The organism is Williamsia sp. z34, from assembly GCF_059553395.1.
The window spans coordinates 80,562-95,043 of sequence record NZ_JCANWW010000006.1; the positions used below are offsets into that span (position 1 = coordinate 80,562).

General features: G+C 64.8%; 14 protein-coding genes. 6 read left to right on the forward strand and 8 right to left on the reverse strand.

Annotated features, from left to right (window positions below; genetic code table 11):
* Positions 1-4: 4 nt before the first annotated feature.
* Positions 5-1,489: an aldehyde dehydrogenase family protein gene (locus tag AC51GT_RS16170; RefSeq protein ID WP_496329410.1), complete on the reverse strand. Its 1,485-nt coding sequence runs from the start codon at positions 1,487-1,489 to the stop codon at positions 5-7.
* A gap of 81 nt (positions 1,490-1,570) precedes the next feature.
* The gene (locus tag AC51GT_RS16175; protein ID WP_496329411.1) at positions 1,571-2,137 is read right to left on the reverse strand and encodes a nuclear transport factor 2 family protein; all 567 of its coding nucleotides are present in this window, start codon (positions 2,135-2,137) and stop codon (positions 1,571-1,573) included.
* Between the two features lie 154 nt (positions 2,138-2,291).
* On the opposite strand from AC51GT_RS16175, the gene AC51GT_RS16180 reads away from it, so the two are divergent.
* Positions 2,292-2,924: a TetR/AcrR family transcriptional regulator gene (locus AC51GT_RS16180; protein WP_496324772.1), complete on the forward strand. Its 633-nt coding sequence runs from the start codon at positions 2,292-2,294 to the stop codon at positions 2,922-2,924.
* 9 nt (positions 2,925-2,933) lie between these two features.
* On the opposite strand, the gene AC51GT_RS16185 is transcribed toward AC51GT_RS16180, so the two are convergent.
* On the reverse strand, positions 2,934-3,704 hold the full coding sequence (locus tag AC51GT_RS16185; protein WP_496324773.1) for an SDR family NAD(P)-dependent oxidoreductase: 771 nt from the start codon (positions 3,702-3,704) through the stop codon (positions 2,934-2,936).
* Positions 3,705-3,882: 178 nt separating this feature from the next.
* Between AC51GT_RS16185 and AC51GT_RS16190 the strand changes: the two genes are divergently transcribed.
* Positions 3,883-5,067 (forward strand): cytochrome P450, encoded by a 1,185-nt coding sequence (locus tag AC51GT_RS16190; RefSeq protein WP_496329412.1) that lies wholly within the window; start codon positions 3,883-3,885, stop codon positions 5,065-5,067.
* Positions 5,068-5,096: 29 nt separating this feature from the next.
* On the opposite strand, the gene AC51GT_RS16195 is transcribed toward AC51GT_RS16190, so the two are convergent.
* The gene (locus AC51GT_RS16195; RefSeq protein ID WP_496329413.1) at positions 5,097-6,764 is read right to left on the reverse strand and encodes a thiamine pyrophosphate-binding protein; all 1,668 of its coding nucleotides are present in this window, start codon (positions 6,762-6,764) and stop codon (positions 5,097-5,099) included.
* The gene (locus tag AC51GT_RS16200; protein WP_496329414.1) at positions 6,761-7,576 is read right to left on the reverse strand and encodes a cyclase family protein; all 816 of its coding nucleotides are present in this window, start codon (positions 7,574-7,576) and stop codon (positions 6,761-6,763) included. Before AC51GT_RS16200 ends, AC51GT_RS16195 begins: the two co-directional genes overlap by 4 nt.
* Before the next feature lie 172 nt (positions 7,577-7,748).
* Between AC51GT_RS16200 and AC51GT_RS16205 the strand changes: the two genes are divergently transcribed.
* From AC51GT_RS16205 to AC51GT_RS16215, 3 genes are all read left to right on the forward strand, one after another.
* Positions 7,749-8,528, forward strand: coding sequence for an SDR family NAD(P)-dependent oxidoreductase (locus AC51GT_RS16205; protein ID WP_496324777.1), 780 nt, complete (start codon positions 7,749-7,751; stop codon positions 8,526-8,528).
* Positions 8,529-8,608: 80 nt separating this feature from the next.
* The gene (locus tag AC51GT_RS16210; RefSeq protein ID WP_496324778.1) at positions 8,609-9,469 is read left to right on the forward strand and encodes a mycofactocin-coupled SDR family oxidoreductase; all 861 of its coding nucleotides are present in this window, start codon (positions 8,609-8,611) and stop codon (positions 9,467-9,469) included.
* A gap of 41 nt (positions 9,470-9,510) precedes the next feature.
* Complete coding sequence (locus tag AC51GT_RS16215) at positions 9,511-10,872, forward strand: cytochrome P450 (protein WP_496329415.1); 1,362 nt, start codon at positions 9,511-9,513, stop codon at positions 10,870-10,872.
* 18 nt (positions 10,873-10,890) lie between these two features.
* Here AC51GT_RS16215 and AC51GT_RS16220 read toward each other — a convergent pair whose 3' ends face one another.
* Positions 10,891-11,709, reverse strand: coding sequence for an NAD(P)-dependent oxidoreductase (locus tag AC51GT_RS16220; RefSeq protein WP_496324780.1), 819 nt, complete (start codon positions 11,707-11,709; stop codon positions 10,891-10,893).
* 263 nt (positions 11,710-11,972) lie between these two features.
* Between AC51GT_RS16220 and AC51GT_RS16225 the strand changes: the two genes are divergently transcribed.
* Positions 11,973-13,265, forward strand: a complete 1,293-nt coding sequence (locus AC51GT_RS16225; RefSeq protein ID WP_496329595.1) for an amidohydrolase family protein — start codon at positions 11,973-11,975, stop codon at positions 13,263-13,265.
* Here AC51GT_RS16225 and AC51GT_RS16230 read toward each other — a convergent pair.
* Both AC51GT_RS16230 and AC51GT_RS16235 read right to left on the reverse strand, forming a co-directional pair.
* Complete coding sequence (locus tag AC51GT_RS16230) at positions 13,256-13,822, reverse strand: PaaI family thioesterase (RefSeq protein ID WP_496329416.1); 567 nt, start codon at positions 13,820-13,822, stop codon at positions 13,256-13,258. The two genes, AC51GT_RS16225 and AC51GT_RS16230, sit on opposite strands and share 10 nt — an antisense overlap.
* The gene (locus AC51GT_RS16235; protein ID WP_496329417.1) at positions 13,812-14,438 is read right to left on the reverse strand and encodes a PaaI family thioesterase; all 627 of its coding nucleotides are present in this window, start codon (positions 14,436-14,438) and stop codon (positions 13,812-13,814) included. The genes AC51GT_RS16230 and AC51GT_RS16235 overlap by 11 nt, the downstream gene beginning before the upstream one ends.
* Positions 14,439-14,482 lie beyond the last annotated feature (44 nt).

Here is a 14,482-nt window from a genome sequence, read left to right on the forward strand (position 1 = left end):
GGTCCTAGACGGGCTGACCGATGGTCTTGACCTCGAGGTACTCCTTGAAACCGAAGTCGCCGTTGCGACGGCCCAGACCGCTCTGTTTGGTGCCACCGAACGGGCTGGTGATACCGAAGAACGACTTGCTGTTGACGGTGACGCTGCCGGTCCGCAACCGCTGGGCGATGCGGAGCGCCCGGTCGTTGTCGGCACTGCTGACCTCGCCGGACAGTCCGTAGATCGAGTTGTTGGCGATGGCGATCGCCTCGTCGTCGGTGTCGTACGGGATCACGGTCAGAACCGGACCGAAGATCTCCTCCTGGGCCACCTGCGAGTCGGGGTCGACGTCGGCGAGCAGAGTCGGTTCGACGTAGTAGCCGGTCGAGAGGTTCTCCGGGGTTCCGCCGCCGATGACCACCCTGGCACCGGAATCGATACCCGACTTGATCAGACCGAGGACCTTGTTGCGCTGGGTCTCGCTGATCTGCGGCCCGTGCATGATGCCTTCCTGCCAGGGGTCGCCCATCGGGATGTTCTGCATCGTCGCGGCCAGGATCGCCAGGCCCTCTTCGTAACGGCTACGCGGCAACAGAATTCGGCTGGGCAGGATGCAGCTCTGACCCGACATGGCACAGGCCATCATCGCCGCCATCGGCAGGCAGGCGGTCAGATCGGCGTCATCGCAGACGATGTGGGCCGATTTGCCACCCAATTCCATCAATGACTTCTTCACCGTCGCGGCCCCGGCCGCCAGAATCGCCCGTCCGGTGGCCGTGGAACCGGTGAACGTGATCATGTCGACCCTGGGATCCGCCGACAACGCAGCACCCACCTCGTTGGCATTCGAGACCACCACGTTGAACACCCCGGCCGGGATGTCGGTCTCCTCGGCGACGATCCGGCCCAGCTCGCTACCCGACCACGGCGTCCACTGAGCGGGCTTGAGCACCACGGTGTTCCCGGCCATCAGCGGCGCCACGGTTTCGGCGATGTTGAGGTAAAAGGGCACGTTCCATGGCGTGATCGCACCGACGACACCGACGGGGTCGTAGTGGATCAGGTGCCGAGCCTGCCCCATCACCGTCTCGTGGACGCCAGTGTCTTCGAGATAGTTGAACGCTCGGCCGTACTCGGCCCAGTGCTTGACCTCGGCGATCGGGGAATCGACCTGACTGCTGGTCATGCTGATCGGGCAACCCACCTCGGTCACCACGATCCGGCGGATCCGTTCCTTGTTCCGCTCGAGGGCCTCGTGTAGCTGCGTGAGGCAGTGGTACCGGAACTCCACGTCGTGGGACCAATCGGTCTCGTCGAACGCCCGCCGCGCCGCACCGATGGCCCGCTCCATATCGGCGACGGTGCCGTCCGTCGCCTGCCCGGCCACCTGCTCGGAGCCCGGGTGGATCACGTCGAAGAGTGCGCCACTTGCGGTGTGCTGCAACTCCCCGTCGATCAGCATTCGTTGATCACCGGCAAGCAATCCGGTCTCGACTTGAACGTCTGTCATCGTTATCTCCTTGCAGCTGAGCGGATCCGGGAACCATGGCGCAGAGTTCGCATGGCAGCGTCGCCGGTTACGGTACTCCGATCACCACCGCGCGGGGGCCGGAATGTCCAACTTCAGCGGACGTTCATAGGAGAGGTCGCTACGGTCGCGCGTCCCGACGAGGTAACCCTTTTCGGTGAAGAAGGACGACGTGAGGACCCGCGCATCACCGAGGAACATAGCTTCCACCGTCGATCGCCGAAGAGCGATGCGCCACTGTCCCTCTCGCCGCTCCAGCCGGTCGAGGTAACGACCGCTGATGAACTGGGCGGTCTTTCCGTCGCCACCGACCAGCACGACGAGCACATAGCTCTCGGCATGCGCGGTGTCACCATCGATCTCGCATGAGTGTGTCGTGATGTTGTGGGTGTGTACCTTCGACGTCTCGGCATGCACCTTGTTGGCCCAATCCCCGTAGTCGGGGCCTTGATTGGTCGCGTGACCATGCTCGTCAACAGCATCGTCGTGATAGGCGGCAGTGATCAGGTCGACATCATGGCGGTCGCAGCCACGAGCGTGCCGGGAGATGCAGTCCAGGATCTCGGTCCGGTCCTTGAGGTACCGAACATCGGCCTGCAACTGCTCCAGGGTGGTTTCGAGCGTCGACATATCTCTCCGTTTCGCAATGCTTCTCCGCCGGGGCGGACGTGCCCGGTGGCGCTCGGCCCCCAAATGCCTGCGACCAAGCCCACAGCCACTATACGGTCGTACAGCGAGCCGGGGGTGCGAAAATGAACAAGACTACGAAGTGAGGTACGTGAACATGCCACCATCGGCTCGGCGCGTGGGCGCAGAAACATCGAAGACCAGGGACGTCATCCTCGACACCGTCGAGAAGATCATGGTCACCGACGGTTATCCGAGCGTCACGTACCGGGTGCTGGCAGCGAAGGCCGGCGTCACACCGAGCCTCGTCCAGTACTACTTCCCCACCCTGGACGACATTTTTCTGGCCGCGATTCGTCGTCGCACCGATCAGAATGCCCAGCGACTGACCGAGGCCCTCGACGCCCGGCCCGACCAGCCACTGCACGTCCTGTGGGAGTTCAGCTGGGCCGAAGCCAAGGGCGCGCTGGTCACCGAGTTCATGGCACTGGGGAACCACCGGGCAAAGATCGGCGCCGAGATCGCGCAGGTCACCGCACGGATAAGACAAATACAGCTCGACACCCTGGCGGCGATCTCCGCGACCACCGGCACCGCCGACTTCCCGCTCACCCCCGGCGGCCTGGTGGTCCTGATCTCCGGCATCCCGAAGCTGCTGAATCTGGAAAAGGGCGCCGGGATCACCAGTGCCCACGAGGAGGTGGTGGCGTCGTTCGAGACATTGCTCGACGCGCTCGAACCGCCGACGTCGCCGCGGCCCCGGAAACGGCCGGTGCGCAACCGAGGCTGACCGGCGTCCCTAGACGCCCGCAGGCCCGGGCGCGCCGTGCATGTACAGCGTCTGACCTGAGCAGAAGCTGGCCGCGTCGGAGGCGAAAAACAAGACGCCGTAACCGATTTCGTCGGGTTCACCCAGCCGGCCGAGACCATTGGACCCGGCGACCGAATCGGGCTCCAGGTTGTATCGCGCCAGTTCGTCGGTCAGCGTCGGAGCCCGGACCGCGCCGACCGCGATCGCGTTGACGCGAATACCCTTGCTCGCCCATGCGGCGGCCATGGAACCGGTCAGGTTGTTGACCGCGGCCTTTGCCGCCGCATACGGGGCTGCCTGGGGCATCGACAGCAAACTCGCTCCCGACGAGATATTGACGATCGCCCCCTTGCCCCGTTCGAGCATGTGGACCGACACCGCCCGCGACAGGTTCCAGACGCTGCCGAGGTTGAGGGCGAAGACGTCACCGAACTCCTCCTCGGTCCATCGCTTGATCGACTTCGTCTCGGCGCCCCCGGCGCTGTTGACCAGGATGTCCACCCGGCCGAACTCCGCGACCGTCCGGTCTACGAGCTCTTGGCATCCGGCGGCGGTACTGACATCGGCCGGTACGGCCAGAGCCCGGCGCCCCAGCGCGTCGATCTCCTTCGCGGTGGACTCCAGGGGGTCGCGGCGACGGCCGGCGAGCACGACGTCGGCGCCGTGTTCGGCAAGGACGAGCGCTGTACCGCGCCCGATACCGGTGCCACCACCGGTCACCAACGCCACCCGCCCGTCGAGCGAGAACCGATCATTCATCTTCGGGCTCCTTCATTCGTCGTGCTGCCATGCCGAGAAGCCGACAGCCGAAATTGCACGCGCTCCAGTCGAATTCGGCCATGAAACGCCCGGCTCCGGCGAAGTACGACCGTTCGCTGTACGAGCGTATAGCAGTTGATCTATGCTCGCTCACGAAACCCGAATCAAGGAGTGTTTCGTGAGCGATGTGTATTACGACCCGTGGGACGTCGAGATCGACATGGATCCGTACCCGACCTATCGGCGACTACGCGACGAGGCGCCGCTCTACCACAACCAACGACACGACTTCTGGGGCCTGAGCCGCTACGCCGACATCGACGCCGCGTTGCAGGATCCGCAGCGGTTCAGTTCCGCTAAGGGCGACATCCTCGAAGTCGTCAAAGCCGACCCGGTGATGCCGCCCGGTGTGTTCATCAACGAAGACCCACCGCTGCACACCATCCATCGCAAGATCGTGGGCCGCGCCTTCACACCCCGCAAGATGAAGATGATCGAAGACAAGGTCCGGGCATTCTGCAACGCCTGCCTCGATCCGCTGATCGGCGCCGACCGGTTCGACTTCGTTCTCGACCTGGGCACCGAGCTCCCGATGCGGACCATCGGCATGCTCGTCGGTATCCCCGATGCGGACCAGCCGAGCGTGCGCGCAGAGGCAAATCGAGTGTTGCGCAACAAACCCGGCGAACCACTGCCGGTGAGAAAAGATCACTACTTCGACGGAGACATGTTCACCGACTACGTCGACTGGCGGATCAAGAACCCCTCCGACGACCTCATCACCGAACTGCTCAGCGTGGAGTTCGACGACGACACCGGTACCACCCGCCATTTACGGAAGGACGAGCTCCTGATCTTCTTGGCGGTCATCGCCGGAGCCGGTGTCGAGACCACCGGCCGACTGTTCGGCTGGATGGGCAAGGTGCTGGCCGAGCACCCCGATCAGCGCAAGGAACTCGCGCAGGACCACTCACTCATCCCCGGTTCCATCGACGAACTCCTCCGGTTCGAGCCGCCCGGACCTCACGTCGCACGATACGTCACCGAAGATGTTGAACTGCACGGACAGACGGTTCCGGCCGGCAGCGCCCTGCTGCTCATGCTGGCCTCGGCCAACCGCGACGAACGCGCCTTCGAGCACCCCGATCGCTTCGACATCCACCGCCAACCCGGCTCGCTCCTCAGTTTCGCCAAGGGCGCGCATTTCTGCCTCGGCGCCCCACTCGCCCGTCTCGAGGGCCGGGTTGCACTCGAAGAGGTCCTGAACCGGTTCCCGGAGTGGGACATCGACCTTGCGCAAGCTCGACGAGCCCGCAGTTCCACCGTGCGCGGCTGGGATTCGATGCCGGCAATCATCGGCTGACGCCGGTGGCGGGTTCGTGCGACGTGATGTCAGTGCCCCGCGAACGCCTCTGCCAGCCACCAGGACCCGCCGTCACCTACGACCTTCGCGTCGATCACCAGCGGCCGGGCCGCGCCGGCCGCTCGATAGCCCTCGACCCAGGTGCGTACGCCGTCCAGGTCGTCGAGCGTACGCACGGTGATCCCATCCGCGCCGAAACCCCGTGCGATGGCGGCAATATCGGTCTCCGGGAAGGTCACCGTCCCATGGTCCGCGTCAGCGAAGTGGTGCACCTCCGCACCGTAGGCGGAGTCGTTGTAGACGATCGCGACCAACGGCAGGCGCAGGCGTACCGCGGTGTCGATCTCGGAGATGCCCATCAGGAATCCACCGTCGCCGGCACCGAGGACGCCGAGCCGATCGGGTTGCGCGATCCCCGCACCGATTGCGGTGTACAGCCCCAGTCCGATCGATTGGTATGCCTGGGTGAAACAGAATCCGTTGTGGTCCGGAACCGAGAGGTGGGTCGACGGATAACCCATGAAGTTGCCCGAATCAATTGACACAATCCGTTCCGCCGGCAGGATCCGGTCGAGCGCGATGGTCAGCGCACGCGAGTCGATGCGATTGGCACCGGACGTGTCGTCGACCGGAACATCCTGCCAGCGTGACGATTCCGCAATCCTCGCTCTGACACGAGCAGTCCGGTACCGGGTCGCACCTTCCGGTTCCACACCCCACAGTTCCGCAAGAACGTCGGTGGCGGTGAGGGCACAGTCGCCGATCACCCCGGCATCGACGGGACGGTGCGCGCCGATCGCGTCGACGTCGTCGTCGACCTGGAAGACAGTGGCCTGCGGTCCGATCAATCGACCGTGCCGCATCGTCCACATGTTGAGGGCACACCCCCAGCCGACGATCAGGTCGGCGCCTGAGATCAATTCGGCGGTGGTGGGTGACGAGAACCCACCGGAGATGCCGAGGGAGAACGCATCGCCGGCGAAGAGTCCGTTGGCAACCGCCGAGGTGGCAACCAAAGCCCCACTTGCCGAGGCGAGTTCGGCGATCCGGGGACCGGCGTCGCGGCCACCGCGCCCCGCAACGAACACCGGCCGTTTCGAGCCGCGAATGGCGTCGACGAGCCGGGTGACCGCATCGGTGTCGGGCCGCACCCGTGACTGATCGACCGTGATCTCGATCGGTCCGTCGACGGTGGCCCGCTCGGCCGCGACGTCGGTGGAGACGTTGAGGACCACCGTGCGCCGCCGGGCGACGGCCGTCCGGTAGGCGCGCGTGACGTCGGCGACGACGGTCTGCGCCGAGTACACCCGATCGCTGATCGCGCCGACGCTGGTGACCAGCGCGTCCTGGTCGATACGGAAATTCGAGCGCAGTGCCGCCGCGGGACTGTCCGCGGTCAGGACGATCATCGGGGTACGACTCTTGGCCGCCTCGGTGATACCGGTCATCGCGTTGGTGAGGCCGCATCCCTGATGCAGGGAGACCACTCCCACGCGCGACGACATCCGCGAGTACGCATCGGCCATCGTCGCCGCGCCACCCTCGTGACGAGCCGCGGTGAACGGGACGCCCCCCGCCCGAAGCGCATTGGTCATCACGAAGTTTCCGCTACCGACCACGCCGAACACGTGCCCGACACCGAGGTCGGCCAGGGCATGTCCGACGACGTCGGCAACAGTGGGACCGTATGTGCTCACGCACCCGCTCCGTCTGCGCCCGATCCGGCGACGACGGCCAGAACCCGGGACGGGCTGCCGGTCCCACCGACGATCGGCAGCGGGCTCACCACGAGCACCGCGCCGGTGGCGGGGAGACGACCCAGGTTACGTAGTGAGGTGATGCCGTACTTGTCGTTGCCCAGGAAATAGTTGTGAACTGGGAATGCGGGGTCGAAACCGCCGGCGAGACCGGCATCGACCCCGACGGTCTCCACGCCGAGGCCGGTGATCTCCCGTTCGGTGGCCAGCCAGCGCGCGCAGTCGACCGCCACGCCCGGTGTGTGGGAACCGGTGTCGTCGGCATTGAGGAACTCGGCCTGCGAAACACCCCGCGACTCCCAGCCGGTGCGCAGCAGCAACCACGTCCCCGCCGTCAGCGGCCCGTTGGCGGTTTCCCACTCCTCGACGTCGGCGATGCTCAGAAGGTAGTCGGGGTCATCTGCGACCTTCGTGGACAGGTCGAGGACGGCGGCCGGACCGATCAGTCGTTGCACCGGGATCTGCGAGACGTCATCGCCGTCGCGACCGGTGATCCAATGCACCGGCGCGTCGAGGTGGGTGCCGATGTGCTCGCCGGTGTGGATGTTGTTGTGACGCCAGTACGGTCCGGGCTCGTTGTAGGCGCTGACTTCTTCGAGACTGAAGTCGATGAGGTTCGCGAACGGTTCGGGCAGGCGCAATGCGGGAGTCGAACTGCTCAGCGGCGTGGTCAGATCGATGACCTCGAGGCTGCCGGTCAGGATGCCGTCGAGAAAATTCGACAGGGCGGTGGTGGTATCGGGGACGGTCATCAGAGCACCTCGGTTCTTCCGTGTTGGCTATGCCTTTCACGGTAGTCCGGCACCGGCCACTTCAGGATGGACGGTCCCGAAAGAGAGTCTCCATTTCCGCCTGCGCCGCATCGTTGCTGTGCTATACACATACCGATTGCTGTACATACGTACAGCAGCGACAGGAGGTCCCATGAATCCAGATGCTGCACAAAGCGATCCGACCGGACGCGTCGCCGTGGTGACCGGCGGCGGATCGGGTCTGGGCGAATCGATCTGTCACCATCTGGGCCGGCAGGGTCACCACGTGGCCATCCTCGATCGCGACACCGCGGCCGCCGAGAGGGTCGCGGCCGACGTGCGGGCGCAGGGCGCAAAGGCTCTGACGGTGTCCGTGGATGTCGCGGACCAAGCATCGGTCAACACCGCATTCGACACGGCCAGGAGCGAATTCGGACCGATCGAGATCCTGGTGACCAGCGCCGGCGTCTCCGGATTCACACCGTTCGAAGACATCACCCTCGATGAATGGAACCGGTACATCGCGGTGAATCTGACCGGCACCTTCCTCTGCGCCCAGGCCGCGATCCGCGACATGGTTGACGCCGGCTGGGGCCGGATCGTGACGATCTCGTCGGCGGCCGGGCAAACCGGCGCCCTTCGCCAGGGACACTATTCGGCCACCAAGGGTGGCGTCATCGCATTCACCAAGACATTGGCCCTGGAATACGCCGCCAAAGGGATCACGGTCAACACCGTTCCCCCTTTCACCATCGACACCCCGATGTTGCGTGCCGCGCAGGACGCCAAGCATCTCCCCGATGCCAAGTACATCTCGCGGGTCATCCCGTCCGGCCGGGTCGGGAGCGGCGACGACATCGGCGCGACGTGTGCATTTCTGTGCTCTGACGCCGCCGGCTACATCACCGGCCAGGTCATTGCCGTCAACGGAGGGGCCGTGATGTCGGGATAGCACCCGACGCAACGTTGCGGCAGAACAATTTTCGGCTCTTCACCACATCAGTACTCAGAAACCTCTGGAAGGAACAAAGCATGGGACGTGTTCAAGGCAAGGTCGCATTCATCACCGGAGCCGCCCGCGGCCAGGGTCGCAGTCACGCGGTGCGGCTGGCCGAAGAGGGTGCCGACATCATCGCCGTAGACCTGTGCGAAAACCTCAGCACCGTCAACTATCCCCTTGCCACCCCCGATGATCTCGCCGAGACCGCCCGGCTCGTCGAAAAGCATGACCGTCGCATCGTCACGGTTCAGGCCGACGTTCGAGAACGTGCCCAGATGGTGGCGGCACTGGACCAGGGACTGGCCGAGTTCGGCAAGGTCGACGTGGTTGTCGCCAACGCCGGGATCGCCGCGATGACCGGTGAACCCGGCGTCAACGCCTGGATCGACACCATCGACACCAACCTGCTCGGTGTGATCAATGCGGTGCAGGCGGCGTTGCCGCACCTGCAAGCCGGTGCGTCCCTGATCGCCACCGGTTCCACCGCTGCCCTGATAGACGTGAGCAAAACCGAAGCCCCCGGGACCGAACTCGGCGGCGCCGCATACGTATTGGCCAAGCGGCAACTGACGCAGTTCATGCACATGGTCGCCCTGCACATGGCACCGAGGCACATTCGCGCCAACGTGGTCCATCCGACCAACTGCAACACCGACATGCTCCAGAGTGAACCGATGTACAAGGCGTTCCGTCCCGACCTCGAACACCCCACGCGTGCCGACGCCGAACCCGGATTCGCTGTGATGCAGGCAATGCCGATTCCCTACGTCGAACCAGAGGACATCACCAACGCCGTGTTGTTCCTGGCCTCGGACGAGTCGAGGTACATGACCGGCATGCAGTTGCGGATCGACGGCGGCGGATACCTCAAGTGGTACGACTTCAAACTCTGAGGCGGACCGTCCACAACAGAACGGCGACAGGGAGATGAGTCATGAGCGTTGACCACGGCAGCGACAGCGACCGGAAATCGCCCCGGTTCCATTTCGACCGGCACACCGCGGAATACCGGGAACGTTTCACCGATATCACCGAGGAGATGCAGAGCAAATGCCCCCTCGCGTGGACCGATACCTACAACGGGCACTGGGTTGCCGCCGACAACCGGTCGGTCTTCGAGCTCGCCCGCAGTGCGGATGTCTCCGCCGATCACGATGTGAACGGTGAACGTCGTGGCTACCAGGGCATTTCGATACCCAAGATGATGGAGGTCAGCATCCGGGGCGGCCTGCTGGAGATGGACGATCCCGAGCACAAGATCTATCGCAGCGCACTCAATCCGTATCTGTCACCTGCCGCGATCAAGCGGTGGGAACCGTTCATCGACGATGTGGTGCGCGCCTGCTTGGACGAGAAGACAGAAACCGGCAACATCGACTTCGTCGAGGACCTGGCCAATATCGTCCCGGCCGTGGTCACCCTGGCCATGCTGGGAATTCCGTTGCAGAAGTGGGAGATCTACAACGAACCGGCCCACGCGTCGGTCTACACCGCACCCGATTCGCCGGATGCACCACGCGTGCTGGATCTGTACCTGGCCATGGGGATGGATCTGTTCACGAACCTGGCCGAGATCCGCGAGAGTCCGCGCCCGGGGATCATCAACGCGTTGGCCGGGCTCCGGGTCGATGGTGAGCCCGCCCCCGACATGGAGCTGCTCGGGATGTTGAACCTTCTCATCGGCGGCGGGTTCGACACCACCACCGCGTTGACGGCCCACGCACTGGAGTGGTTGTCGGAGAATCCCGATCAGCGCGAGGTGCTCAGTCGGGAGCGAGACGAGCTGCTCGATCCGGCCACCGAAGAGTTCCTGCGCTTCTACACACCTGCGCCCGGAGATGGCCGGACCATCGCTGCCGACATCGAACTCGACGGCAGGCAGCTCAAGGAAGGGGATCGCCTCTGGTTGTCGTGGGCCATGGCCAACCGCGATCCTGACATCTTCCATGACCCGAACGACATCGTCCTGGACCGCGGCGGCAACCGACACTTCAGCTTCGGTGTGGGTATGCACCGGTGCATCGGCTCCAACCTTGCCCGCACCGTGTTCAAGTCGATGGTGACCGCGGTGCTCGATCGGATGCCGGACTATCGCTGCGTCCCCGAAGGGACCGTCCACTACGAGACCATCGGGGTCATCCAGGGCATGCGGTACCTGCCGGCAACATTCACTCCGGCCTCACGAGTCGGCGCAGGCCTGGACGAAACACTGGAAAAACTGCAGCGCATCTGCGTCGAACAAGAGCTGGCCCGGCCGGTGACAGAACGCAAAGAACCCGCGCGCATCCACGACTGACGTGCGGTCGACGCGCGATCAGCGCGGGTGGCCCATGGCTTCGAGTGTCGAGTCGGCGGCGGCCAGCACCGCCGTCGACTCGGCCCCGGCGTCGCCGGCCAGACCGGCGAACAATCGGGCATCCTTCTGCAGAAGTGTCCCAGCGAGGGAGGCGATCGCATCGATCGTTCCGCCGGAGGCCGCGATGGCGCCGAGGGCGTAGCTGTTCGCCGATCCCTTGGCGATCACCTCGCCGAGACGCTCCGGATCCAACCCCAATGACCCGCCCAGGGCCAACGCATCGACGACGATGCCGAGGTTGGCGGCGAAGACGACGTTGTTGAGAAGTTTGGTCACCTGGCCAGAACCCAGTGGCCCGAGGTGGACCACCGGTTCTCCGTACGTGGAGAAGACCGGACGGCACCGTTCGACCGTCCCCGCTTCGCCACCGACCATGACCAGGAGATTGCCCGCCGCGGCAGCGTGGCCGCCACCACTGACCGGCGCATCGATCACCGTGACCCCCTGCGCCGCCGCCTTTCCGGCCAGTTCGCGACAGGTGTCGGGCGCGATGGTGCTGTGGATTGCGATCACGCCGCCCGGCGCCAGGCCGGCGAGTACTCCGAGTTCACCGGTCACGATCTGCCGCACATCGGCGTCATCGACCACACAGAGGCAGACCAGATCGCTGGCTGCCGCCAGTTCGGCAGGTGAGTCCGCCACTCTCGCCTCGGTGTCGACAAAGGATTCCAGCGACGCCGATCGGCGGGCCCACAGCGTGGTGTCATAGCCCGCTTCCACGATCCGTCGGGCCATCGGCGCGCCCTGACTTCCCAGACCTATGAACCCAATGCGCATCGTGTCCTCCACATTCGCGAAATGCTCTCGTGTGTAACGATTTTCGAAATTCCAGCGCGGTTCGATACATTGTCGACCGACCGGCTCCCACTGCTCCGCGCATTGGCGCAGAGCACTTTTCGGGGTTCGCCTCCAAAGAATACCCACGCATCCACTCCCGTCGGCCAATTCGAAGAATCCGACCACACGGGTCACCCACCTCAATACACTCGTACAGTATGCGCCGGCTGTCGACGGCCGGCCCCCCAGCGGAAGGCGTGGCTGTGCACAAAGACGACATGATCCTGATCAGTATCGACGACCACATCATCGAACCACCCGACATGTTCGAGAACCATCTGCCGGCCAAATACAAGGCAGAGGCGCCGCGACTCGTGCACAATCCCGACGGCAGCGACACCTGGCAGTTCCGCGACACGGTCATCCCCAACGTCGCGCTGAACGCGGTGGCCGGGCGACCGAAGGAAGAGTACGGATTGGAACCGCAGGGTCTCGACGAGATCCGGCCCGGTTGCTACAACGCAGCCGAGCGGGTGAAGGACATGAACGCCGGCGGTGTGCTGGCCACCATGAACTTCCCGTCCTTCCCCGGTTTCGCCGCCCGCCTGTTCGCCACCGATGACGCCGACTTCTCCCTGGCCCTGGTGCAGGCCTACAACGATTGGCACATCGACGAATGGTGTGGCGCCCATCCGGGACGGTTCATCCCGATGGCCTTGCCACCGATCTGGGATGCCGAGCTCTGCGCCCAGGAGGTGCGTCGGGTCGCCGAGAAGGGCGTGCACTCACTGACCTTCACCGAAAACCCCTCGGCGCTGGGCTATCCCAGCTTCCACAGTGACTACTGGAATCCGCTGTGGAAGGCGCTGGTCGACACCAACACCGTGATGAACGTCCACATCGGCTCGTCCGGACGCCTGTCGATCCCCTCGCCCGACAGCCCGATGGACGTACTGATCACCCTGCAACCGATGAACATCGTGCAGGCCGCGGCCGACCTCCTGTGGTCCGCGCCCATCAAAGAGTTCCCCGACCTCAAGATCGCCCTGTCCGAGGGCGGCACCGGTTGGATTCCGTACTTCCTCGAACGGATCGACCGCACCTACGACATGCACTCGACGTGGACGAACCAGGATTTCAAGGGCAAGCTTCCCTCCGAGGTCTTCCGTGACCACTTCCTGACCTGTTTCATCTCCGACCCCGTCGGCGTGCAACTGCGCAACGAAATCGGTATCGACAACATCTGCTGGGAGATGGACTACCCGCACAGCGATTCGATGTGGCCGAACGCGCCGGAAGAACTCGAGGGGGTCTTCGCCAAATACGACGTCACCGACGCTGAGATCAACAAGATGACCTACCAGAACGCGATGAAGTGGTACTCGTTCGATCCCTTCAAGGACGTCCCGAAGGAGCAGGCCACGGTCGGCGCGCTACGCAAGGCCGCCGAAGGACACGACGTGCAGACCCGCGCGTGGAGCACCCGCGAGAAGTCCGGCGCCAGCTTCGCCGACTTCGCCGTGAAGGCCAAAGAGATCGCGGGCGTTCAGGATTGATCGACGACCACCGGGGCGGCGGAAGGCGCGAGCCGCGCCTCCGCCGACACGGTGGTCGTCCCATCGACGACGATCGCCCCGTGCACGTGCCGGCCGGACGGATCAGTGCGCTCCGCCGAGAGGTGCAGCTCCGTCAGCAACGGCGTCGGCCGGTGATACCGCACCGACAGCTCCTGCACCACCGCCTGCTCTGTCCCGGCCCCACCGGCCGCCGCGACGACATGGCTGAGCATCATCGCTGACATGCCGCCGTGCACCAACGTTTTCGGCCCCTGATATTGCAGTCCGAGACGACCTGTCGCCGCAACATTCCCGTCGCCGTCGACGGCGAGGTCAAGTGGCGGCGCAATCGGATTCCCCCGACCCGACACCGGGTCACGCTCGCTCGACGAGCCGCGGTGCGCGTCGAGTTGCTCGGTGATCAGGTCGAGCTCGTCGGCCACTGCGCCGAGCCCGGGGTCGGCGGCGTCGACCCGGAGGAGTAGTTCGGTGAGTCGTCGCAACCCGGCCGCCGCCGACGCGATGCCGTCGGACTGTTGCGCACCGTCACCCGGCATGGGGCACTCGCTTTCTCGAGGCGATGAACAACCCGTCGGCACTCACACACAGTTCGTCGTCGAGCCAGACCTCGGCGCTCGAATACGCTTTTCTGCCGTCGACTCGTTCGTGGCGCGACCGGATCGTCAGCTCCCGATCGGGTGGCACCGGATGATGGAATCGGATGTTGAGCTGCGCCGTCATCCCTGCGACGCCGGCCAAGGCGTTGGCGTTGGCCAGCGCGACGTCGAGAACCAAGGCGACGGCACCCTCGTGGACGACACCCGGCGCACGTTCATAGGCGGTCGAAAAGGACACCGTTCCGTCGGCCCCATCGGCAGTCACTCCCAGGTCGACGGGCGGAGCGATCGCATTGTGCGCACCGACCACCGGGCTGTACAGCGAACCTCTGCCCTCGCGATCCATTGATTCGATCCGATCACGCGCCGAGGGAGCGCGGGCCTCGAGGTCGTCGGCGAGGGCATGGATCCGTCGGGCTACCTCCGAGAGATCTGCACCGGGATCCGCGCCGATCAGCGCCACTGCCGTCCGTCGCACGGCCGCCACCGCCCGAGCGGTCAGGCCGCCGTCACCACCGTCATCGAGATGGCATTCCGCATCAGCGGTGGAGGTCACGTTTCATCTCCTGTCGACACGAACTGGCGGTCGTTGAGTGCAAA